The sequence below is a fragment of the Lysinibacillus sp. KCTC 33748 genome (assembly GCF_002237755.1).
GTDB lineage: Bacteria > Bacillota > Bacilli > Bacillales_A > Planococcaceae > Lysinibacillus.
Map to the genome: position 1 here is coordinate 19,363 of NZ_MWSJ01000025.1, position 23,736 is coordinate 43,098.

23 protein-coding genes are annotated in these 23,736 nt (G+C 36.5%); 18 read left to right on the forward strand and 5 right to left on the reverse strand.

The annotated features are described in order from the left end of the window. The first annotated feature begins 35 nt into the window (after positions 1-35). From noc to B1B04_RS21315, 4 genes are all read left to right on the forward strand, one after another. Positions 36-935, forward strand: a complete 900-nt coding sequence (gene noc, locus B1B04_RS21300) for a nucleoid occlusion protein (protein WP_079563359.1) — start codon at positions 36-38, stop codon at positions 933-935. A 399-nt stretch (positions 936-1,334) separates the two neighbouring features. Continuing rightward, positions 1,335-2,096 (forward strand): ParA family protein, encoded by a 762-nt coding sequence (locus tag B1B04_RS21305; RefSeq protein WP_079563360.1) that lies wholly within the window; start codon positions 1,335-1,337, stop codon positions 2,094-2,096. Further along, positions 2,089-2,937 carry a ParB/RepB/Spo0J family partition protein gene (locus B1B04_RS21310; RefSeq protein WP_079563361.1) on the forward strand — a complete coding sequence of 283 codons (849 nt, stop codon included), beginning with the start codon at positions 2,089-2,091 and terminating at the stop codon, positions 2,935-2,937. The genes B1B04_RS21305 and B1B04_RS21310 overlap by 8 nt, the downstream gene beginning before the upstream one ends. An 81-nt stretch (positions 2,938-3,018) precedes the next feature. After that, positions 3,019-3,735 carry a DUF554 domain-containing protein gene (locus B1B04_RS21315; RefSeq protein ID WP_079563362.1) on the forward strand — a complete coding sequence of 239 codons (717 nt, stop codon included), beginning with the start codon at positions 3,019-3,021 and terminating at the stop codon, positions 3,733-3,735. On the opposite strand, the gene yyaC is transcribed toward B1B04_RS21315, so the two are convergent. Next, a complete protein-coding gene (yyaC, locus tag B1B04_RS21320; RefSeq protein ID WP_079563363.1) occupies positions 3,652-4,284 on the reverse strand; it encodes a spore protease YyaC in 633 nt (210 codons plus the stop codon). The genes B1B04_RS21315 and yyaC overlap by 84 nt on opposite strands. A gap of 93 nt (positions 4,285-4,377) precedes the next feature. Between yyaC and B1B04_RS21325 the strand changes: the two genes are divergently transcribed. The 4 genes from B1B04_RS21325 to B1B04_RS21340 all read left to right on the forward strand — a co-directional run bounded on the left by B1B04_RS21325 (position 4,378) and on the right by B1B04_RS21340 (position 7,839). Continuing rightward, on the forward strand, positions 4,378-5,262 hold the full coding sequence (locus B1B04_RS21325; protein WP_079563364.1) for a mechanosensitive ion channel family protein: 885 nt from the start codon (positions 4,378-4,380) through the stop codon (positions 5,260-5,262). 1 nt (position 5,263) lies between these two features. Continuing rightward, positions 5,264-5,464 (forward strand): DUF951 domain-containing protein, encoded by a 201-nt coding sequence (locus B1B04_RS21330; protein ID WP_079563365.1) that lies wholly within the window; start codon positions 5,264-5,266, stop codon positions 5,462-5,464. A 153-nt stretch (positions 5,465-5,617) separates the two neighbouring features. Further along, on the forward strand, positions 5,618-6,718 hold the full coding sequence (gene ychF, locus B1B04_RS21335) for a redox-regulated ATPase YchF (RefSeq protein ID WP_068985809.1): 1,101 nt from the start codon (positions 5,618-5,620) through the stop codon (positions 6,716-6,718). Between the two features lie 80 nt (positions 6,719-6,798). Beyond that, positions 6,799-7,839, forward strand: coding sequence for an acyl-CoA dehydrogenase family protein (locus B1B04_RS21340; RefSeq protein WP_079563366.1), 1,041 nt, complete (start codon positions 6,799-6,801; stop codon positions 7,837-7,839). A 70-nt stretch (positions 7,840-7,909) separates the two neighbouring features. Here B1B04_RS21340 and B1B04_RS21345 read toward each other — a convergent pair whose 3' ends face one another. After that, the gene (locus B1B04_RS21345; protein ID WP_079563367.1) at positions 7,910-8,470 is read right to left on the reverse strand and encodes a DUF3267 domain-containing protein; all 561 of its coding nucleotides are present in this window, start codon (positions 8,468-8,470) and stop codon (positions 7,910-7,912) included. Positions 8,471-8,643: 173 nt separating this feature from the next. Between B1B04_RS21345 and rpsF the strand changes: the two genes are divergently transcribed. Genes rpsF through rpsR form a run of 3 tightly spaced genes read left to right on the forward strand, consistent with a single transcriptional unit; the run spans position 8,644 to position 9,825 of the window. Then, complete coding sequence (gene rpsF, locus B1B04_RS21350; protein WP_068985806.1) at positions 8,644-8,931, forward strand: 30S ribosomal protein S6; 288 nt, start codon at positions 8,644-8,646, stop codon at positions 8,929-8,931. Between the two features lie 46 nt (positions 8,932-8,977). Then, positions 8,978-9,550, forward strand: coding sequence for a single-stranded DNA-binding protein (gene ssb / locus B1B04_RS21355; RefSeq protein WP_079563368.1), 573 nt, complete (start codon positions 8,978-8,980; stop codon positions 9,548-9,550). 38 nt (positions 9,551-9,588) lie between these two features. Continuing rightward, complete coding sequence (rpsR, locus tag B1B04_RS21360; protein WP_049662616.1) at positions 9,589-9,825, forward strand: 30S ribosomal protein S18; 237 nt, start codon at positions 9,589-9,591, stop codon at positions 9,823-9,825. Between the two features lie 338 nt (positions 9,826-10,163). Here rpsR and B1B04_RS21365 read toward each other — a convergent pair whose 3' ends face one another. Together B1B04_RS21365 and B1B04_RS21370 are read right to left on the reverse strand one after the other, a co-directional pair. Beyond that, a complete protein-coding gene (locus tag B1B04_RS21365; protein ID WP_079563369.1) occupies positions 10,164-10,796 on the reverse strand; it encodes a type 1 glutamine amidotransferase family protein in 633 nt (210 codons plus the stop codon). Between the two features lie 75 nt (positions 10,797-10,871). Then, positions 10,872-11,834, reverse strand: coding sequence for a helix-turn-helix transcriptional regulator (locus B1B04_RS21370; RefSeq protein ID WP_079563370.1), 963 nt, complete (start codon positions 11,832-11,834; stop codon positions 10,872-10,874). An 890-nt stretch (positions 11,835-12,724) separates the two neighbouring features. Between B1B04_RS21370 and B1B04_RS21375 the strand changes: the two genes are divergently transcribed. The 5 genes from B1B04_RS21375 (at position 12,725) to B1B04_RS21395 (ending at position 19,141) form a co-directional block, all read left to right on the forward strand. Further along, complete coding sequence (locus B1B04_RS21375) at positions 12,725-13,666, forward strand: YybS family protein (protein ID WP_079563371.1); 942 nt, start codon at positions 12,725-12,727, stop codon at positions 13,664-13,666. Between the two features lie 12 nt (positions 13,667-13,678). Further along, entirely contained in the window at positions 13,679-15,652 is a 1,974-nt protein-coding gene (locus B1B04_RS21380; RefSeq protein ID WP_079563372.1) for a DHH family phosphoesterase, read from the forward strand. Beyond that, complete coding sequence (rplI, locus tag B1B04_RS21385; protein WP_079563373.1) at positions 15,649-16,095, forward strand: 50S ribosomal protein L9; 447 nt, start codon at positions 15,649-15,651, stop codon at positions 16,093-16,095. The genes B1B04_RS21380 and rplI overlap by 4 nt, the downstream gene beginning before the upstream one ends. Before the next feature lie 13 nt (positions 16,096-16,108). Further along, complete coding sequence (gene dnaB / locus B1B04_RS21390) at positions 16,109-17,470, forward strand: replicative DNA helicase (RefSeq protein WP_079563374.1); 1,362 nt, start codon at positions 16,109-16,111, stop codon at positions 17,468-17,470. A gap of 378 nt (positions 17,471-17,848) precedes the next feature. Further along, positions 17,849-19,141: an adenylosuccinate synthase gene (locus B1B04_RS21395; protein WP_079563375.1), complete on the forward strand. Its 1,293-nt coding sequence runs from the start codon at positions 17,849-17,851 to the stop codon at positions 19,139-19,141. A gap of 562 nt (positions 19,142-19,703) precedes the next feature. Here the strand turns inward: B1B04_RS21395 and B1B04_RS21400 are convergent. Then, positions 19,704-20,516: a YitT family protein gene (locus tag B1B04_RS21400; RefSeq protein WP_170939053.1), complete on the reverse strand. Its 813-nt coding sequence runs from the start codon at positions 20,514-20,516 to the stop codon at positions 19,704-19,706. 518 nt (positions 20,517-21,034) lie between these two features. Here B1B04_RS21400 and B1B04_RS21405 point away from each other — a divergent pair. Then, the gene (locus tag B1B04_RS21405; protein ID WP_079563377.1) at positions 21,035-22,495 is read left to right on the forward strand and encodes a peptidoglycan DD-metalloendopeptidase family protein; all 1,461 of its coding nucleotides are present in this window, start codon (positions 21,035-21,037) and stop codon (positions 22,493-22,495) included. A 526-nt stretch (positions 22,496-23,021) separates the two neighbouring features. After that, complete coding sequence (gene yycF, locus B1B04_RS21410; protein WP_049662630.1) at positions 23,022-23,735, forward strand: response regulator YycF; 714 nt, start codon at positions 23,022-23,024, stop codon at positions 23,733-23,735. The last annotated feature ends 1 nt before the right edge of the window (position 23,736 follow it).

Consider the following 23,736-nt stretch of genomic DNA (forward strand, 5'->3'; position numbering starts at 1 on the left):
GAGCAAGATAGTTACTAAAAGGTGGTGCCACTTGGATGAAAAGTCCTTTTTCACGTTTTTTTGGAGGCGGAAATAAAACTGAGCCTATTGTGAAAAATGAAGTAGAACAAGCAGAGACGGTTCATGCAGCGGAAGAGGTTATAAAGCTGCCGATTGATCAAATTGTGCCTAACCGTTTTCAGCCACGTACTATTTTTGATGATGAAAAAATTGAAGAGTTATCAAGAACCATTCATACGCATGGTGTAATTCAGCCAATTGTTGTACGTAAAACAGCAGAAAAACAATATGAAATTATTGCTGGTGAGCGTCGTTATCGAGCAATGAAAAAGCTACAATGGACAGAAGTTCCGGCAATTATAAGAAATTTAACTGATAAGGAAACAGCCTCTATCGCGTTAATTGAGAACTTACAGCGTGAGGAGTTAACAGCAATTGAAGAAGCTGTTGCCTATCAAAAATTATTGGAGCTTCATGAGCTGACACAAGAAGCTCTAGCCCAACGACTTGGAAAAGGACAATCCACGGTAGCCAATAAATTGCGTTTATTAAAGCTTCCTGAGGAAGTACAGCATGCTATTTTAAAACGTGAAATCTCTGAACGACATGCACGTGCTTTAATTGCAATTAAAGATCAGCCACTACAGCTAGAAGTTTTACAACAAACGATTGAAAATGATTGGAATGTTCGTCAGTTAGAAGAGCAAATTTATTCTTTATTGCATCCAGAGTTGGAAGTACAAGAAGAAGCAGAGCCGAAGAAAGTAAAGCCGAAGCGTAAGGCCATTAGTAAAGACGTACGTATTGCTTTAAACACGATTAAACAGTCGTTATCAATGGTAACAAAGAGCGGTATTACAGTTAAGACTGAAGAAGAAGATACAGAGGAATATTATCAAATTACAGTGAAAATCCCTAAAAAGAAAAAGTCTTAAGTCGTGATTGAAGTTTTATTAAAAAAATAAAAAAATGACTTTTATGACATCATCAAAATTGAGGATGTCATCTGTATAGCGTATATCATATATATAAGTTGATTAGAGTAGGGGCTTGGGCCACCACTCCTTGTGGGCTCAGGACGCCCCCGAGAAAGCGTTGAGCCGGAACGGAAATCAACCCAACGTTATGATGATAAGTCGCTTTTATATCTCTGTACGGAGGAGACATCTTAGTAATATTTCTGAGATGTCTCCTTTTTTGCATATATTCTTAATATTTTATACAACTCTGTTCTGTTTTTTTGATAGAATGAAAGTAAGATAGACGTATAGAATAGTGATTTTACAAATGATTTGTCAAAGTGGACTTTGATAGATGAAAGCAGGTGCTTTTAAATGGGTAGAATTATAGCAATCGCCAATCAAAAAGGTGGCGTAGGAAAAACAACGACATCGGTCAATTTGAGCGCTTGTCTAGCATATTTAGGGAAGAAAGTGCTCTTAATCGATACTGATCCACAAGGAAATACAACAAGTGGACTTGGTGTTAATAAGGGAGAGCTCCATGGCTGTATTTATGATGTGTTAATTGATGATGAAAAAGTTGAAAACGTCATTCAACAAACAAATGTCGAAAACTTAGCAATCATTCCGGCGACCATTTCATTAGCAGGAGCAGAAATTGAATTAGTTTCGACTATTTCCAGAGAAGTACGTTTAAAGCATGCCCTTCAAGATGTAAAAGAAGACTATGATTATATTATTATCGATTGTCCACCTTCGTTAGGGCTACTAACAATTAATGCTTTAACGGCTTCGGATGCACTCATTATTCCTGTACAATGCGAATATTACGCATTAGAGGGATTAAGCCAGTTGTTATCAACTGTCCGTTTAGTGCAAAAACATTTAAATCAGCAATTATACATTGACGGTGTATTATTGACGATGCTTGATGCACGAACAAACCTTGGCTTACAAGTTATTGATGAAGTGAAAAAATATTTCCAAGAAAAAGTATATAAAACAATTATTCCTCGTAATGTGCGATTAAGTGAGGCTCCAAGCCATGGACAGCCAATTATCACTTATGACGCAAAATCAAGAGGTGCAGAAGTGTATTTAGAGATGGCGAGGGAAGTGATTAAAAATGGCTAAAGGTTTAGGAAAAGGCATAAGTGCACTATTTCCTGGGGAGTCTTTAGAACAAAGTGGGCAAGTGGAAGAGATACAATTAGAACTTATCGTCGCAAACCCATTTCAGCCACGTAAAATATTCGATGAAGAAACTTTACAAGAATTAGCTGACTCTATACAGGAACATGGCATTTTACAGCCTATTGCCGTACGTAAAAAGGGACGTAAATATGAAATCGTAGCGGGGGAACGCCGTTATAGAGCAACTCAATTAGCAGGGTTAAAGGTTATTCCAGCTATTATAAAAGAGCTAACAGATACGCAAATGATGGAGTTAGCTATTTTAGAAAATCTGCAGCGTGAAGATCTGACAGTTATTGAAGAGGCTGAGGCATACCAAAGCTTAATGGAAAACTTACATTTAACACAAGAGGAGTTATCCAAACGATTAGGGAAGAGCAGACCGCATATTGCCAATCACGTTCGTTTACTTGCATTACCAGAGGATGTTCGTAAGTTTATGAACGATGGGACATTATCGATGGGACAAGGACGAGCATTACTTGGATTGAAAAATAAAAGAAGAATATCAGAAGTGGCTAATAAGGTCATTAAACAAGGCTTAAATGTGCGACAAGTTGAAATGTTAGTACACAACTTAAATGAAGAAGTTTCACGTGAAACAACCCAGCCGAAGAAAAAGGATATATTTGTTGCAGCTAAGGAATCACAGTTACGTGATTATTTTGGAACAAATGTACAAATTAGAAAAGCTAATAATAAAGGGAAAATTGAAATTGAATTTTACTCTGAAGATGATTTAGAACGCATTTTAGAAATACTAAATTTACAAGAAGAGTAAGAGAAAAATAGATGATAACGTAATCAGAGCGCCAAACTACAAGGCGCTCTCTATTTATCTAGAGAGAAGGAAGGTAGGGACGTGGTATTACTAGGGGCATTCATTAACGCGCTGCTCATTATGGTAGGAGCATTGGTAGGACGCATTTTTAAAAATATACCAGAATCGATGAAGTCTACTGTATTATCGATTATTGGTTTAGCAGTTGCACTTTTAGGGATTAAAATGGGCTTTGAAAGTGATAATTTTATTATTCTAATGATAAGTTTAGTGGTCGGTACAGTAATTGGTGAGTGGTTAGATTTAGATAAGCAAATGAATAGACTTGGACAATGGGTAGAATCTTTATTCAGTAAAAAACGTACTGATAATAATCAAATTAGTATAGCAGAAGGCTTTGTAACAGCTTCTTTAATCTTTCTAGTCGGCTCTATGGGCGTCATTGGTGCACTCGATAGTGGTCTGCGTAATGATCATAATGTACTGATTACAAAAGGATTAATCGATGGATTTATATCGATCATCTTAACATCTACATTAGGTATTGGCGTGCTATTATCTGCATTACCTGTATTCGTCTATCAAGGATTAATTGCACTTTTTGCTGGTGTTATCAGCTCTTTTATACCAGATGCTGCACTACAAATGTTTATTCATGAAATGACTGCTGTAGGCGGTGTAATGATTTTCGCCATTGGTTTAAATATAGCAGGTTTAACTAAAATCAAGGCTGCTAACTTGTTGCCAGGTATCGTTGTTGTCGGTATTGTGGTTGCTATCTTCTATATTTTTCAGTGAGTAACGATGTGCAGCGAGCAATAGAGCTCTTGAAAGTTTTTCAGCCATTGCATAGGAAATATGAAGTCTTGTATTTTGTAAAACAAGCATTTCCATAAAGCCTCCAACATTGACGATTCCCTTAATGGAAATGTCACCGATTGGAGGTAATTGTTTTTTTACAGCTTTTCCCGGGAAAATAGGTCCGTTTTGTACAGAAATATGTCCAACATTTTGTTCACTTCCGAGACATGCATCAATCGCAATAATGAAAGGTTTTATAGTATGATTGTGTAGCTGTTGCATAGTAGTGTCTAAATTAAGAGCGTGCAAAGGACTGTCTAAAGAGCCTACAATCTCATATGGAAAACTAACAGACTTTTTGAGGAAGCTACCTGTTAACGGCCCAAGCGTATCACCTGTACAACGGTCACTTCCAATACAACAGAAAATAAGGCGTTCATGATGAAAAGGTATATGTTCTAAAAATAATGTACTTAATTGCCAAACGATATTTTTACTTTCATGATGAAGAGAATAAGGGAGTAACAATTTTGGTATAGTATTCATAAAAAAACTCGCTTTCCTTTTTATTTTTAAGAAGTGCTCGATTTTTATGCAGTATACGCAAATTTTTAACAAGTTATTCAAGAGGTGGTAATAATGGATTGGTTTAGTGAAAGGGTATTAAGTAACTTATGGGATAAGCTGATGTCGGAGAAGCTTTGGGAAACGATAATGACTGCTTCAATTAAGATAACGGTTATTTTGATCGCATCTTGGTTAGCCGTTCGATTAGGTAAAAAATTTATTAAAAAAGTGTTTTTAATGCGTATGCGTTCGCCTTTAGATCATTCAGAACGTCGCCAAACAACAATTTCAAGATTATTACAAAGTGTCATTTCCTATGCTGTTTATTTTTCAGCAATCATTGCTATTCTCTCTATATTAGAGATTAAGATAGCAGGGTTATTGGCAGGAGCAGGGATTGTCGGTTTAGCTATTGGTTTTGGTGCGCAGAGCTTAGTAAAGGACGTCATTACTGGATTCTTTATTATTTTTGAAGATCAATTTGGTGTTGGCGATTATATAAAAATCAATACTGCTGAAGGAACTGTTGTAGAGATAGGCTTACGTACGACAAAGATTAATGGTTCTACAGGAGAGCAGTTTATTATTCCGAATGGTTCAATTGGTGATGTTGTCAATTACTCTGTCAATAACTCTAAAATTTATATAGATTTACAAATGACGACCGATGCCGATTTTGAAAGAGCTGAATCTATTATTAAAAAGTATTTAAATTCTTTACCTGAAATTCATAAGGAACTTGTAGCAGTACCTGTCTTTTTAGGTGTACAAAATGTTAAGGGTACAGAAGTAACGATTCGTATAGCCGCTGAAACATTACCACAACAACAACATGGAGTGGCTCGTACTATTCGTCGTGATGTTACAAAACTCTTTGAAGAAAATAATATACCAATGGCTCATCCGAAAATGATGTTCTATGGTGTGAATGGAAATGAAGAGGGGAGAAGTGAGTAATATGGACGCAAAGAAATTTGGTTTAAATGATATTGTTGAAATGAAAAAGCAGCATCCATGTGGCACAAATAAGTGGAAGATTATTCGGATGGGGGCGGATGTACGCATTAAATGTGAAGGCTGTCAGCATAGCGTCATGATTCCACGCCGCGAATTTGAGAAAAAAATGAAGAAGGTTTTAATTTCCGCTAGTGAAGACTAGTTTGATGTGTATTAGACTTTTTATGAGTGAATCAATATAATAGATAGGGTTATACAGTGATTCATCAGTGAGGACTTCTGTAACCTCACAGTATCCGTTAGTACGGGAGATAAGAGTAAATTTGAACAGATCAAAGAAAGGTTGTGTCCATTCATGGCATTAACAGCTGGAATCGTTGGTTTACCTAACGTCGGAAAATCAACATTATTTAACGCAATTACAAAAGCGGGCGCATTGGCTGCAAACTATCCATTCGCAACAATCGATCCGAACGTCGGTATTGTTGAAGTACCAGATGCACGTTTAGATAAACTAACAGAATTAGTAACACCTAAAAAAACAGTACCAACAGCATTTGAGTTCACAGATATTGCTGGGATCGTAAAAGGCGCTTCAAAGGGTGAAGGGTTAGGGAACAAATTCCTTGCTCATATTCGTGAAGTAGATGCAATTTGCCAAGTTGTACGTTGCTTTGTTGATGAAAATATTACGCACGTATCAGGTGGAGTAGATCCGATTGACGATATCGAGGTCATTAATTTAGAGCTTGCACTTGCTGATTTAGAATCTGTTGATAAGCGATTACAACGTGTTGGCAAAATGGCAAAGCAAAAAGACAAAGAAGCAATGATCGAAGAACCAATTCTTGTAAAAGTTAAAGAACAATTGGAAAACGGTCGACCAGCACGCGCTGCAGAGCTTTCAGAAGACGAGCTAAAGGTTATTAAAGGACTTCATCTTTTAACAATTAAACCTATGCTTTATGTGGCAAACGTTTCAGAAGATGAAGTTGCTGACGCAGATAATAACGAATATGTGCAAAAGGTACGTGAGTATGCAGCTGCTGAAGGAGCTCAAGTTATCACAATTTGTGCAAAAATCGAGGAAGAAATTTCTGAGCTTGATGATGAAGAAAAAGCAATGTTCTTAGAAGAACTAGGCATTAAAGAATCTGGTTTAGACCAATTAATCCGTACTTCATATGATTTACTAGGACTAGCAACTTACTTCACTGCTGGGGTACAAGAGGTACGTGCATGGACGTTCCGTAAAGGTATGAAGGCACCACAATGTGCTGGAGTCATTCATACAGACTTTGAACGTGGATTTATTCGTGCAGAAACAGTTGCTTTCGATGATTTAGTAGAAGCTGGTTCTCAACCTGCTGCTAAAGAAGCTGGTAAAGTACGTCTTGAAGGTAAAGAGTATGTTGTACAAGACGGCGATATTATGTTATTCCGTTTCAATGTGTAAAAAACGAACAGGGGCAATCTTTCAATAGATTGCCTTTTTTGTATATATTTTTATCTGAATTTTCAATCTGGAGGATTAGTATGAACATATTACAAATAAAAGATCGTGGTTTAGAAATTGAAGAGCTAGGTAGATTACCAAAAGATATAAAAGAGCTTATTTATGAGCAGCAATTGTTTAAGCTATTCACAGCAAAGGAATTAGGCGGTAAAGATTTAGAGCTACTAGAGGGCATTAAAGTATTCCAGCAGATGTCTGCACTTGATGGCAACTTTGGGTGGCTTATTACAATAGGGACAGGGGGTAACGCGTTTATTCCAACATGGAACAAAGAGGTTTGTGAAAAAATATTTTCACCAAGAAATGCAGTCATAGCAGGCAGCGGCTATCCTTCGGGCATAGCGGTAAAAATAGATGGGGGCTACCGTGTAACAGGTCAATGGAAGTATTGTAGTGGAGCAGATTATGCTACAACTTTTACGATGAATTGCTTTGTCGAGAATGAAGGTATTAGAACTGATAAAATAATTAGTTGCTCAGTAAATTGTGATCAAGTAGAGGTTCTTAATGATTGGCGAGCAATGGGCTTAAAAGCGACAGCTAGCCATACGATTCGTGTGCAAGATGTTTGGGTACCTGAAGAGGAAACATTCCAATTGGGCATAATTAAAAACAAATATGGAAGTGCAGTACATAGTTTTCCGTTTGGTGCATTTGCAGAAGCTTCATTTGTAAGTGTTTGTCTTGGAATAACAGAAAATTTCTTAGAAGAGGCGTCTGTTTTAGTAAAGCAAAGAAAGCATGATCCAAGCCGTACCGAACATATGGGTGCCATACAATTTTTATTGATGCAGCAACAGAAAAACTTTAAACAGTTTGAAGAGCGATATTATTTAATGTTGAATGAATACTGGCAAAAACATAAAGAAGGTCATGAATTGACTGAAGAAGAGCTACAACAATTTTCACGAATAAGTAAAGATACTGCAGTGGCTTGCGTAGACATTGCCACTAGCTTAATACGTAGGCTTGGCATGGATGCAATTACGGAGACATCTTCAATTAATCGTATTTGGAGAAATTTATATACAGCTGCACAGCATAGTTTTTTAACGCCATAAATTTGTGTGAAAAAATTAGAATCTGCTTGGAGACAAGCAGATTCTATATGTAACGTGACTCTTAGCAAAGTTATTTCATTTCCTCGGGCATATATACATAAAGCTTAGGTAGATGAGGATCATCCTGTATTAACGCGTTCTTTGGGTATTTGCGCAATTCTTTATACATAGAAAAATCACCTACTGCTCCAGCGATTAAAAAGGCTCCCACTAACACTAAAACGGTACTATTAAAATAAAAACCAGCAATTGTAGGGAGAACGCCAGTTGTCCAGAATGGGAGTAATAAAGCTTTTTTCATTGCATGATTCGGTAACGGTTGTTCAGTTGTTGCGTACGCTATGCCAAGCTCTAAATTCAGACCATATTTTAACGATTTAAAGGGTGCACCTCCAAAGAGCATAAAGCCAATTAAATGAAAGGCTTCATGTAAGACAATGAAAATAATATATAGAATAACAAAAAGGATAGATCCAAGTATCATATGCCAAAATGAAAAATCAAAATTTTTAAAGCAAATATATTGAATAGCTACAAATAATATGGCAAGGCCACTTGTGACAACAATATTGTCCATCATTAGTTTTTTTATATCCAACTCTATTACGATTGGTTCTTTATCTGGTAGCATGAAGATCCTCCGTTCATTCATAAATTAAGATCATTATATAGAAAGAATTGCTTAGTTGCGACTTGAAAGACATGTATCTATATGTTACAATTCATTGATGTGAGTAATAATTATTACTTGCTCCTTGCTCCCTGTATACAGGAGAGCCTAAGTCCATAAGGAGGTGTAAACAGATGAGAAAATACGAATTAATGTACATCGTACGTCCGAACATTGAAGACGAAGCGAAGAAAGCTTTAGTTGAACGTTTCAACGAAATCTTAACTTCTAACGGTGCAGAAGTCATCGAATCAAAAGAGTGGGGCAAACGCCGCTTAGCTTATGAAATTCAAGACTTCCGCGAAGGTTTCTACCAAATCGTTAAAGTAAACGCTACTTCAGATGCAATTAACGAATACACACGTCTTGCTAACATTAGCGAAGATATCATTCGTCACATTGCGGTTCGCCAAGAAGCATAATCATTTATTTTTAACAAAATGCTGAAAAAAGGAGGTTGCATTTCTGATGATAAACCGTGTCGTATTAGTTGGAAGACTAACAAAAGATCCTGAGCTACGCTATACGCCTAATGGTGTTGCGTCTACAAGATTTACAGTTGCTGTAAATCGAACATTCTCAAACCAACAAGGTGATCGCGAAGCTGATTTCATTAGCTGTGTTGCTTGGCGCAAACAGGCTGAAAACCTAGCGAACTTCATGCGAAAAGGAAGTTTAATTGGAGTGGAAGGCCGTATTCAAACAGGCAGTTATGAAGGACAAGATGGTAAGCGAGTATACACAACAGATGTAGTGGCCGATAGCGTACAGTTTTTAGAACCTCGTAATGGTGGCGGTGCTCCTGCATCTCCTCAATATGGTGGTGGACAGACTTACGGTAATAACCAACCGTCATATGGCGGTGGTCAACCACAACAACAGTTTGGTGGTGCTATGCCAGGACAGGGTTCATTTGGAGGCGATGCTTATCAGCAAAATCAACCACCTGTGAATCAGCCGAATTATACACGTGTAGATGAGGATCCATTTGCTAATAGCAAAGGACCGATAGAAGTATCTGAGGACGATTTACCGTTCTAATACTTCTAAAATAAAAAATGATAAGGAGGAGACACACTATGGCACCACGTCGCGGAGGCCGCAAACGCCGTAAAGTTTGCTACTTCACTGCTAATAACATTACGAATATCGACTATAAAGATGTGGATTTATTAAAAAAATTCATCTCTGAACGCGGTAAAATTTTACCACGTCGCGTAACTGGCACTAGCGCTAAGTACCAACGTAAATTAACTTCTGCTATTAAAGTATCTCGTATTATGGGATTACTTCCATTCGTTGCTGAAGATAAATAAAATTTATTTATTAATAAAAGCACAACAAGGTTATCATAACCTTTGTTGTGCTTTTTTATTTATACTGTTTTCTCAAAGATTGTTGCTATAAAGGAAAGTTAGGATTATTCCACAATCGCGCCCGATTCTTGAAGATCATTATTGCCAAAGAAAAAAGCACACCTATATGCAATAAAAAAGATTTAGTTACCAATTCTATTTATAAAAACTTCAGGAATGCTTTGTAAGTTTTTTACTTCCATAAACATATATAAGTAATATACAAAAACCATGCTTTGGCATTGTCTAAAGCATGGTTTTATTTGAACTAATATAAAACTGCTGAGTTGATTTTTAGTTCAGCTATTTATTGAATTCATTAACTGGAAGAAGTATTCAGTTTTATAAGTCTTATTTAGGTTATACCATGAATGCAATGTGTCGGGTGTAAATACATCTAGTTTTTTCAGTACTTCCATAGTAAATTCCAGAGGTGCTACCCCTGATGCAGTAATCAAGTTGTCACCAGATACCGCAGGTCCCACCTCATGAAATTTTTCTCCTTTATAATTAGGACAGACCATTTTAATATACTCTAAGTCATTGCTTGTGTGTTTTCTAGAATCTAAGTATCCCATATTCGCAAGAGCCTCAGTTGCACCACAAATTGCAGCAACAATAGTACCAAGCTTTAAAGCTTCGCCAATTCTTTTTAAGATAGGTTGATGAATATCTTCTCTCCAAGTAGTCCCACCAGGTAAGACTAAAAGATCGTTACTCTCAAGCGTACATTCATCAAGAGAAATATCTGGTTGTATGCTCAGTCCTCCCATTGTAGTAATCATTTCTTTATTAGCTCCTACTGTAACTACTCTTAATGGGGCTAAATCTTTTTTGAAATATCTTCCAGAGTTTAATTCAGCAATTAAATATCCATATTCCCAGTCTGACATTGTATTAAATACATAAAGATACACTTTTTTTGTTTGCATTCAATAACGCTCCAATCTCAATTAATATAGCCTATTATAAGATAACTTCCCTGACAGCTAACGTCAGGGAAGTTATCATACTTCATGAAATTTTATTAATTCCGACAGAACTTCAATAAGTCTTTTCTTTAGACTTATTGGCTCAATAACTTGAATAGATTTACCATACGGTAAAAGTAAATAAGGTACATATGTATGTATAATATCCTTTTCAAGAAGAAATACTGCTTGATTTGAAGTACGTTCTTGTAAATAATGTCCTAAAAACCAATGTTGGCAAATATCTCCTAACGCCCCTGTATTTCCATTAATAACCAAAGAAGTAATCCCTTCCTTATCTTCTATAGTTGGAAGGAGGTTTCTCATAAAAAAATCACGTGCTGAAAAATTTTCTGGCCGGTTAAACTTATTTTCGGTTAGCATTAGACTTTCAATTCGATCTACTCTAAAACTACGGATATCATTCCTAAGATGACAAAATCCAATCACATACCACTTATTATTCCAATAGATAATTCTGTACGGATCGACCAATCTATAATTTAATTGCTTTTCGCCACTTTTATAGTAAAGAATTTTTACTGAGTACCCGTCAGCTACGGCCTGCTCCAACTCCTTCAAAAAAGGTTCCATAGAGAGTGAACTTAATCGACTTATTACTTCAAGACTAGTTAAATGTTGATTTATCTTTGTTTCCTGCTCTTGATTTGAGTATTTACTTAGTTTTGAAATGGCCCTATTTAGTGCTTCACCTCCATAATATCCGGCTTCTTCTGCAAAAACAGCAGCGTGAAATAGTGAAGTTTGCTCCTCAAAATCAAAAAAAAGAGGAGCTTCAATAAAATTATTTAATAAAGTATATCCACCGTTATGTCCTGTGTCTGAAATTATAGGTACACCACTTGTTGAAAGTGTATCAATATAACGATAAACAGTCCTTATATTCATCTCTAACTTTTCTGCAATTTGTTTTGCAGTAATTTTTTCACCTGAACTAAGCATCCATAGAATTGCTAACATATTGTCAATTTTAGGCATATAAATTCACCTCTATTTGGAATTTACCATCTATTATATAAATTTATTTTACTTAATTAGTAATAAATAAATTTTACAGTATTTATCATTAGAATTTAACTTATTTCCATGAATTAGACTATTCTGTCTTGTTAATTTAAGTACAACTCTTCATAATCTAATTCTATTTTTGGGCATAACTCATCAACTGTGTAATTCAACAATCTGGCCCGATTGTTGAATTACACTATTTACCCAAAACAACAATGTCTACGAAAACAGCCTTTATTTATCAAAGTTGTATTTTCACTAAAGAGTAAGGTTAGTTTAATTTAAGGTAAATATTGTTATGTTCAATTCTATTAAATGGTAATATTGTTTATTTTAACGAAAGCTGAGGATGGTTAAACACATGTCATATTGATTTCCGTTCCGACCGAAATCAACTCCACGCTATGGTCATCGGCTTGGTTTATCTCAGTAATTGCTCTATATATTACCGTTTGCTATTATGATAAGAATTTATTACACTCTTAATAGACATGAATAAAGAAAAGATGGAACGTTAGAGATTGAGAAACAATCGACTAAGGACATTTTTAAAACAAAACGGCTTATAATCACTTCGATTAAAAGCCTTTTTTTATGTATTAGTAACTGTCGTAAGTTGCTTTTTTTTATTGTTGAAAAAATTTTAAAATAATATATATAGAAGAACATAATCAATGAATGAATTTGTTATGCTTTTTCGGTAAAAAATCTCCTATATAGCTATGTGTTTTATGCTTTAGTCATCGGTTCTACAAAATTAATGACAAAGCATAAGTTGTTCTTAGCGTTTTTTGTTCAATAACCTGAAAAAATGGTACAATAAAGGTCAGTAAGTTTGACTAAAAAAAGGAAGGTTTTCAATGCCGAATAATCAAACAAAGGCGCTTGTACAAGGCTCAATGATGGTCGCAATCTTTACGATTCTAATGCTTATTTCTGCATATGTACCATTCATTTTTATAGTAGGTCTACTATTTGCCCCACTACCGATTGCTTGGTATAGCGCAAATTACAAGCGTTCATCATCAATACTCGTAGTAGTAGTAGGATGTATCTTAACCATTTTAACGAGTGGCATTATTATGCTACCATTTGCCTTTATTTTGGCGTTACTTGGTATCGTTATAGGAAGTGCAATTAATCAAAAGAAGAGCAAACTTTACCTATTCATGTCGTCTGGGGTGGCTGTTCTTCTGTCAATGGCAATTGTCTATGTAGCCTATGTTCAATTTGCTAATATCAATATTATTAGCATGAGCACGGATCTTTTACGCGAAAATTATGAGCAATCAAATGAACTTGCAAAAACGGTGACAGGTCAAGTAGTGTTTCAGCAAGAACAAATTGATGCTATGTTAAAAACAATTGAGCTGACAATACCTGCAACAGTAACAATCACTGCATTTATGGCAGCATTTATTATCATAACGTTAAATTTACCTGTATTAAAACGTCTTGGTTTAGACGTACCAAAATTTGCACCGTTCCAAAATATGCGTTTACCACGATCTATTTTATGGTATTACATGATTGTTTTATGCATTAATTTATTTGTGCGTCCGGAGTTTGGATCTACATTAGATATTATTGTGTTAAATGTTTCTTCTATCTTATGGATGTTATTAATCCTGCAGGGGATTTCCTTTATACATTACTTTATTTCTAAAAAGGAAATGCCTAATGCTGTTAAGTGGGTAGCAACTTTGTTAGCCTTACCACTATCATCCATTATAATATTGCTAGGCATCGTAGATTTAGGTTTCGACTTACGTTCACTTGTGAAGGGGAAAACCAAAGAATAAGGGGCTGATGTAATGGGGACTTTTAGAAAACGACCAATTCGCTATCCGCTTTTTGTTCTTTCCATTTTTGGCATTGTGACGTTCGTGCTTCTATGTATTTGGAATATCGGGATAGGTATCGGTTACGGGGTAGGTTTTGTTCTATTAATGGTTTATACGTGGAAGGTAGAAAAGATTACCTTTGAAGAAACAGAAAAGCATATTGAATCCATCTCTTTCCGCATGAAAAAAGTTGGGGAAGAGGCATTACTTGAAATGCCAATTGGGATTTTGCTTGTCAATGATCAATATGAAATAGAATGGTCGAATCCATATATGCAAGGCGTTTTAAATATGGAGAATTTAGTAGGTGAAGGGATCGTTAATATATCTGACGACATTTACGTGCTAATGAAGTCCGAGGAAACAAACGAAGATACGATTACGCTGCATGATCGTAAGTACCGAGTTTATTATAAAAAAGAAGAGAATTTACTATATTTCTTTGATATCACTGAGCAGATAGCTATTGAAAAACAATACTATGCTGATCGTACAGTTATTGCGATTTTATTTGTTGATAATTATGACGAAATTACACAAGCAATGGACGACCAGCCACGTAGTTTAACGAATACGCTGGTGACATCAATTGTTAATGATTGGGCGGCTGAGCAAGGGATATTTGTGAAACGAATATCATCTGATCGTTTTTTAGCTGTATTAAACGAATCGATTTTAATGGAGCTTGAAAAGAAAAAATTCGCTATTTTAGATACAATTCGAGAAAAAACGGCGCAAAAAAATATGTCATTAACATTAAGTATTGGAGTTGGCGCAGGGTCATCTTCATTAGTAGAACTTGGTGAACTAGCACAATCAAGTTTAGACCTTGTTTTAGGTCGTGGTGGTGATCAGGTTGCTATCAAGCAGCCTACAGGAAAGCTGAAGTTCTATGGCGGGAAAACTAACCCGGTTGAGAAACGTACACGCGTTAGAGCTCGTGTTATTTCTCATGCACTACGTGATTTAATTCAGGATAGTGACCAAGTGTTTGTTATGGGACATAAAAATCCTGATATGGACTCTATTGGTGCCTCTGTTGGCGTACGTAAAATGGCACAAATGAATGATGTAAAGGGCTACGTAATCATAAATTTTGAAGAGTTAAACGGAAGTGTAACACGTTTAATGAATGAAATTGAGAGTAAATCGGATTTCTATGAACATTTCCTAACGCCAGAGGAAGCTGCGACAAAAATGACAGAAAAATCGTTGCTCGTTATTGTCGATACACATAAACCAAATTTAGTCATCGATTCACAACTATTGAAGTTGGCAGAAAAAGTTGTGGTCATTGATCACCATCGTCGAAGTGAGGATTTTATAGAAAATCCAACGCTTGTTTATATGGAGCCATATGCATCATCTACAGCTGAGCTTGTGACAGAGTTACTCGAGTATCAACCAAAACGTGCGAAGATTAATATGCTAGAAGCTACTGCATTGCTAGCGGGAATTATTGTCGATACGAAGAGTTTTACACTGCGTACAGGAGCCCGTACGTTTGAAGCGGCTTCTTATTTAAGGACAAATGGTGCCGATACAGTGCTAGTACAGCGATTATTAAAAGAAGATGTCGATACGTATATTGAACGTTCTAAAATAGTGCAGACTGTTAAGTTCATGAAACCGGGTATTGCTATTGCTGTAGGTGAAGAAGCGAAAGTGTATGACTCTGTACTAATTGCGCAAACCGCAGATATATTACTAACAATGAAGGATGTCGGTGCTTCCTTTGTCATTGCGCATCGGTCAGATGGCAAAATCGGCATAAGTGCAAGATCACTTGGCGAAGTAAACGTGCAGCTTGTTATGGAGAAGCTAGGCGGCGGCGGGCATTTAACTAATGCAGCTTGCCAAGTCGAATCAAATTCCATTGCTGGAGTAAAAAAATATTTAGAAGAGGCCATAAATGAGGTACTCGAAGGGAGTTCTGAATCATGAAAGTAGTATTTTTAAAAGATGTTAAAGGAAAAGGGAAAAAAGGCGAAATAAAAAATGTCGCAGACGGCTATGCACAAAACTTTTTAATTAAAAATGGTTATGCTGCTGAAGCAAATGCACAAGCATTAAGTCAATTAGAAGGTCAAAAGAATTTAGAAGCTAAAAATGCTGCTGCCGAATTAGCTGAAGCAAAAGCATTAAAAGAAAAATTAGAAGCTTTAACGGTAGAACTAAAAGCAAAATCAGGTGAAGGTGGTCGCCTATTTGGTTCAGTATCTTCAAAGCAAGTTGCCGATGCACTTCAAAAAAAGCATGGCATAAAAATTGATAAACGTAAAATGACTTTAAGTGATGGAATTCGTGCGCTAGGCTTTACAAATGTACCTGTAAAACTACACCATGAAGTATCTGCTACATTAAAAGTTCATGTAACGGAAGAATAAGGGGCGACAATCCATGACCGAACCGATGATGGATCGCGTTCCACCGCATAACCGGGAAGCCGAGCAATCGGTTATCGGTGCGATTTTCCTCGATCCTCAATCGTTAATCACTGCATCTGAAATTTTACTAGCAGATGATTTTTATCATAATGCACATAAGCAAATTTTCGAAACGATGCTACGTTTAAGTGATCTGGGAAAAGCGATAGATGTTGTCACAGTTACTGAAGAATTATCAGCTAAAAAAGAAATTGAGGATGTTGGCGGGCTATCGTATTTACTAGAGCTCGCCAATGCTGTCCCTACAGCTGCTAACGTCGCACACTATGCGAAAATTGTCGAAGAAAAGTCTCTATTACGTCGTTTAATTCGTGTAGCTACTAAAATAGTAGAAGATGGCTATACTCGTGAAGATGAGGTAGAGGCATTACTTGGTGAAGCAGAGAAGAAAATGATGGAGGTAGCTAATCGTAAAAATGCGGGTGACTTTAAGCATGTTAAAGACGTATTGGTGGAAACCTTTGATAACATTGAGCAGCTTCAATCACAAAAAGGTGATGTTACAGGTATTCCGACAGGCTTTCGTGACTTAGACAATATAACAGCTGGCTTCCAGCGTAACGATTTAATTATTGTTGCTGCACGTCCATCTGTAGGGAAAACAGCCTTTGCATTGAATGTCGCACAAAGTGTTGCCGTTCAAGCAAGGGAAAATGTTGCGATCTTCTCCTTAGAGATGGGTGCTGAGCAGCTAGTTATGCGTATGCTTTGTGCAGAGGGAAATATAGATGCACAAGTTTTACGTACAGGTGCTTTAACAACAGAAGATTGGGGTAAACTAACTATGGCAATGGGGAGTTTATCAAATTCAGGAATTTTTATTGACGATACACCGGGTGTACGTATTAATGAAATTCGCGCAAAATGTCGACGTTTAGCACAAGAGCATGGCCTCGGTATGATTTTGATTGACTATTTACAACTTATTCAAGGTAGTGGTAAACCAGGGGAGAACCGTCAGCAAGAGGTATCTGAGATTTCACGTTCTTTAAAACATTTAGCGCGTGAATTAAAGGTTCCAGTAATTGCATTATCACAGCTATCTCGTGGCGTTGAGCAACGTCAAGATAAGCGACCAATGATGAGTGACTTACGTGAATCGGGAAGTATTGAGCAAGATGCTGATATTGTTGCCTTCTTATATCGTGATGATTATTACGATAAAGAGTCCGAGAGTAAAAATATGATTGAAATTATTATTGCTAAACAGCGTAACGGTCCAACGGGTACAGTTACACTTGCCTTTAAAAAAGAATTCAACAAATTCATTAATGTGGATTGGTCGCAAATGCCGCCACCGCCTCCACGTGATTAAATATTTATTTGGCTCACCATCAGTAGTTGAAGATGCCATTTGTTAAAACATTTGCCATGTATATAAGTTGATCTTCGTTACGACTGGACTACTTCAAGAAAGCGCCCTGTCGAAACGGAAATCAACCATACACTATGTTGGCCAAATGCTGATTGAAAAAGAGGAACATAACGTTTGCGACTATGCCAAAACGGAATTAATCTGAATGTTAGATAATATTCATACCATTCTGTTATTAAACACGAACGTTGAATCATATTTTTTGATTTTACGTTCGTGTTTTTAAGTATTTTTGTTGACTAGGCGTTTCTATCATTGTTACAATAATTAACGGCTTAAAAATTGAGATACAAATTGTATCTAACGGAGGTGCTGACTATGACATCAGTTGTAGTTGTAGGAACACAGTGGGGAGACGAAGGAAAAGGTAAAATTACAGATTTCCTTTCACAAAAAGCCGATGCAATCGCTCGTTTTGCAGGTGGTGATAATGCAGGTCATACAATTAAATTTGATGGTGAAACGTATAAGTTACACTTAATCCCATCAGGTATTTTCTATAAAGAAAAAGCTTCAGTAATCGGAAATGGTTTGGTTGTAAATCCAAAGTCATTAGTGACTGAGCTTAGAGGCTTACAAGAGCGTGGCATTAATACAGATAATTTACGAATTTCTAACCGTGCGCATGTTATTTTGCCATATCATATAAAGCAAGATATCGCTGATGAGGAAAGCCGTGGCGATAATAAAATTGGTACAACTTGTAAAGGGATTGGGCCATGTTATCAGGATAAAGTAGCACGTATCGGTATCCGTATGGCTGATTTACTAGACAAAGATGTATTTGAAGAAAAACTACGTCAAAATTTAGTAATTAAGAATAAGTTATTTGAGAAATTTTACGAAGTTGAAGGTGTAACATTCGAAGAAATTTTCGAGGAATATTACAACTATGGACAAGAAATCGCAAAATATGTAGAAGACACGTCAAAAATCTTAAATGATGTACTAGATGAAGGCGGCAAAGTGTTATTTGAAGGAGCACAAGGTATTTTACTTGATGTCGATCAAGGTACGTATCCATTTGTAACATCTTCAAATCCTGTTGCCGGCGGAGTAGCGATTGGTGCTGGCGTTGGCCCATCACGAGTTACAAGTGTTATTGGTGTATCTAAAGCCTATACATCTCGTGTTGGTGATGGACCGTTCCCAACTGAATTATTTGATGAAGTAGGTCAACAAATTCGTGAGGTTGGCCGTGAATACGGTACAACAACTGGTCGTCCACGTCGTGTAGGCTGGTTTGATACAGTAGTTGTGCGCCATTCACGCCGAGTAAGTGGTATTACGCATCTTGCGCTTAATTCAATTGATGTTTTATCTGGCTTAGAAACAGTGAAAATTTGTACTGCGTATAAATATAAAGATGAAACAATTACTGAATATCCAGCAAACCTTCATATTATTGAACAATGTGAACCAATTTATGAAGAGCTTCCAGGCTGGTCAGAAGATGTTACAGGCTGCAAAACATTAGAAGAGCTACCTGAGAATGCACGACGCTATGTAGAACGCGTAAGTGAATTAACTGGTATTGAAATCGCTACTTTCTCTGTTGGTCCTGCACGTGAACAAACGAACGTATTAGTGGACGTTTGGGAAGCAAAATAATTTTAAATCAAAAGAGGACGTACCATATGCGGTACGTCTTTTTTTATACCAAATCTCTTTGCTGGCACTGAATTTTGAGGTGAGAGATGACTTATTACTATATTTTATGTATTCCAAAGAGGACGTTATGGCTGCTGTAGCTACGCTTTTGCAAAGACATCTGTTATTGTCGCTTAGCTTTCATACAAAAGACAACTGTTACAACTTCTATATATTTATATATTAGAATGATATGCAAAAATACACTAAATGAAGTAGGTGATCTTCGTTACGACTGAGCGACTCCTTGGGGATCAGCGATATAGAGGAACGAAGGCTAAAAGCATCACGTCCTGTGATAACGCCTTCGTGACCAACATCCTGTCGCTGCCGCTACGTTAGCACTACGCTTTCGCACAGAAAACATTTGTTGCCCCAAGCAGCTCATCGGACGCCCCCAGGAAAGCGCTCAGTCGGAACGGAAATCACCCCCTCGTTTTGCCGAAGAGCCATACTTAATTTCATAGGTGTTATATTTTTTCACAACAAAAGGGCGTACCATATACGGTACGCCCTTTTGTCATTAGTGAATATCTCTTTTCTTGAAGCGACCACCTCTAACCTCTGCAATATTACCAATTGCTAGGAAAGCATGATCATCAATTTCAGAAACGATTGATTTAAGTTTCGATTCTTCTAATCGAGTAATGACGGTAAAAATAACTTTTTTATCGTTACCCGTATAAGCCCCTTCACCATGAAGGAAAGTCACACCTCGACCAAGTCGGTCCATAATGGTCTGTCCGATTTCATCAATTTCGTCACTAATGATATAAACAGATTTTGATTCCTCCATCCCTTGAATGACGATGTCAATCATTTTATAGGCAATATAGTATGCCAGGATAGAGTACATGGCTTGTTCCCATGTGAACACAAATCCTGCTACCGTAAAGATAAGTACATTGCAGAACATAATAATTTCACCAACGGAAAACGGCGTTTTACTATTAAATAAAATAGCTAAAATTTCTGTCCCATCTAACGAACCACCATAACGAATGACGATTCCGACACCAATACCTAAAATCATGCCTCCAAAAACTGTGGCCAATAGTGTGTCTTGAGTAAATGGTTTTATATTATGTAAGAAAAGTGTTGCTAATGAGAGTACTGTTATTCCGAGTCCTGATGAAAGTGCAAAAGTTTTACCAATTTGTTTATAGCCTAAAAAGATAAAAGGTAAGTTTAAAATGAAGATGAAAATACCAAGAGGTAAACTTAATAAATGCGAAGTGATAATGGATACGCCTACAATTCCACCATCCATAATGTTGTTTGGTACTAAAAATAGCTCCAGCCCCAGTGCCATAATGACTGCACCTAATGACACCATAATGGTCCTTATAATAAGTTTACGAACAGTATTTTTGCTTTGGGGCTTTCTTACTTTAGTGGTTATTCCAGAGGTTTGTGAATCATTCAAATTAATCGCTCCAATCAACTAGTATATCTCCATTCTATTTTATCGGAATATTAAAAAACTAAAAAGTGGTAAGTCTTAAATCATACTAAAAATATATACAATACTACATTTTTCTCAAACACTACAAATTAACTGGAATAATTCGGTAAATGTCCTTTGTGCACCGAAAGCGAAACGTATTGAGTGAATCTACATTAGATATCCTTTGAAAAGACGTGGCTGGAGAGAACATCCGCGCTTAAAATTATTTTTATTAATTGCTACAAAAATAGTAATTTTGTAACAAGTAGTAGAGTAATAATACATTTACATTACAAAAAGATGAAAACAATCTAACCGAATTTTCTTTATGGTACAGTATATTGGTGCAAAAAATCCTTGTGGGTAATTAATCCTGCTAAAGGTTAAAGTTGGAAGGGGCTTTATTGATGAGTTCGTCTTGGTCAAGAAAAGAAAAAAACAGTAGATTTACTTACATTTTTTCTTCAATTAAAAAGATATCCATTATTACAGTGTTAATGACAAGTTTAACGTTTGATGTAGGTTTTGCAAAAGAAAATCATAATGAAGATTTGAATAAAATTTATCACGTTTACGTGGGAAATAAATATATAGGTGCGGTCTCTAATGAGAAAGCTATTGAAGAAATTATTGCGTCAAAGGAAAAAGGAGCAAGTCAACAATACAAAGAGTTATCGATTGATGCTAGTTCTTCTGTCAAAATAATCCCAGAGAAAGTATTTAGTAATCAAACTAAAGATGTGGAGATTTTGAAGAAATTAGAACAATCTTTAGTAGTTCAAGCTCCATCATTTACATTATCTGTAGATGGTGAGCCTGTAGTTTCTTTAAAAGATGCAAAAGACTATGAAGATACTATTCGTATGCTAAAACTACAATATGTTTCACAGCAAGAGCTAAATAGTTTATATGTTAACCAACAATCAACGAATATTCCACCATTACAGACTGGTGAAGCGCGCCTTGTAGATGTTTCTTTTAAACAGGAAGTTTCAGGTGCAATACAAAAAGTAGCACCAAATGCTATTGTAACGCCTACGGAAGCCGTGAAATATTTAATGACAGGCTCTCTTGAACAAGTAACATATAAAGTTCAATCAGGTGATGTTTTAGGATCGGTTGCCCAAAAACATGGATTAACAACAACTGAGCTAGTAGCGTTAAATCCTGGTATCACTGTTGATACAGTTTTACAGATTGGACAAGCATTAAACGTAACAGTCGCTAAACCATTTGTAACACTTGAGGTAAAACAGGAGAAGAAAGTTACTGATACTATTCCGTTTAAGAAAATAGTTGAAGAAGATCCGACGATGTATAAAGGTGAGAAAGTGATAAAACAACCAGGTGTTAATGGAAGTAAAGAAACATCTTATTTGTTAACGTCTGAAAACGGAACTCGTATATCCAAAGTTGCGTTAAAAGAAGATATTATACAACAACCAGTTGATGAAATTGAAGTAGTTGGTACGAAAGTGATTTCATCACGTGGTACAGGTGAATTTACTTGGCCAACAGTGGGTGGCTATATATCAAGTGGGATGGGCCAACGTTGGGGAGAACTCCATCGTGGTATTGATATCGCTCGTCCTAATAATTATAATATTTTAGCTTCAGATAATGGTGTTGTTGTCGCTGCTGGTGTCTCAGGTAGTTACGGTAATCGTATCGTAATTGATCATCATAATGGTTATACAACGCTTTACGGACACCTTTCTTCAATTGAAGTAAAAGTAGGACAAGTGGTAGAAAAAGGTTCGGTTATAGGTGTTATGGGCTCGACTGGAAATTCTACAGGTACACATCTACACTTTGAAGTTGAAAAAAATGGTTCGTTAGAAAATCCATTAACATATGTAGGGCGTTAATTAGTTCGAATAGAAGACAGTCCGAAGTAGGACTGTCTTTTTGTATACGTTGTATTTAAATCTATGTTATTTCCCAAGAAATATTTGTCGAAATATAGTTGGATAAAATATCGTATAATGTCTTAGGATTTAGAATAATGCATAGAAGCAAAAAGCATGGTAGAGTTAAGAGTAGTTACTTTAACTTCTTTCAGTAAAATCCCCCACCTTTATAGGTGGGGAGTTGAATACGGAGTGAAGTTATTTTTCAACGGGTGTCCGCTGAAATAGAGGAACTTAGGCTAAAAACTTCACATTCTATGAAAACGCCAAGGAGTGCTTATAGGAAATTCGCCTAAAATCATCGCATCCGTGCGAGAACGGCTAACTAACCTGCATCGTGTCGGCCCTCATGTTGTTGCTGTCGCTACGTTAGCACTGCGCTTTTGCACAAAAGACATTTGCAGGCCTAACTACAAAGCCAAATCATAATAGATAGAATACACATCGTTTAAGAATAGATAAAAAGCGAAAGGGAGAGAAATATATGGACAAAACCATTTTAGTTGTTGACGATGAAAAACCAATCGCAGATATTTTACAGTTTAATTTAATAAAAGAAGGGTACAAAGTTATTTGTGCTTATGATGGAGATGAAGCTCTAGAGAAGGTTGAGGAAGAGCAACCGGATTTAATGCTTTTAGATATAATGTTACCTAAGCGTGATGGAATGGAAGTTTGTAGAGAAGTACGAAAAAAATATGATTTTCCGATCATCATGCTAACAGCAAAAGGTTCTGAGATTGATAAAGTATTAGGATTAGAAATGGGCGCAGATGATTATGTGACGAAGCCATTTAGTACACGAGAGCTTATTGCGCGTGTAAAGGCGAATATGCGTCGCTTACAGGTAGTAGCTCCTACTGCTGAAGAAGTCGAGGAAGAATCCAATGAAATTGTAGTAGGCTCTCTAGTTATTCAACCAGACGCTTATTTAGTGCTGAAACGTGATGAGGCAATTGAACTAACACATAGGGAGTTTGAATTATTACATTACTTAGGTAAGCATATCGGTCAAGTGATGACGCGTGAACATTTACTGCAGACTGTGTGGGGCTATGATTATTTCGGCGATGTACGAACAGTAGATGTAACAATTCGTCGTTTGCGGGAAAAAATAGAGGACAATCCTAGTCATCCGGCTTGGATCGTCACACGTCGTGGAGTAGGTTATTATTTACGAAATCCTGAACAGGAGTAAA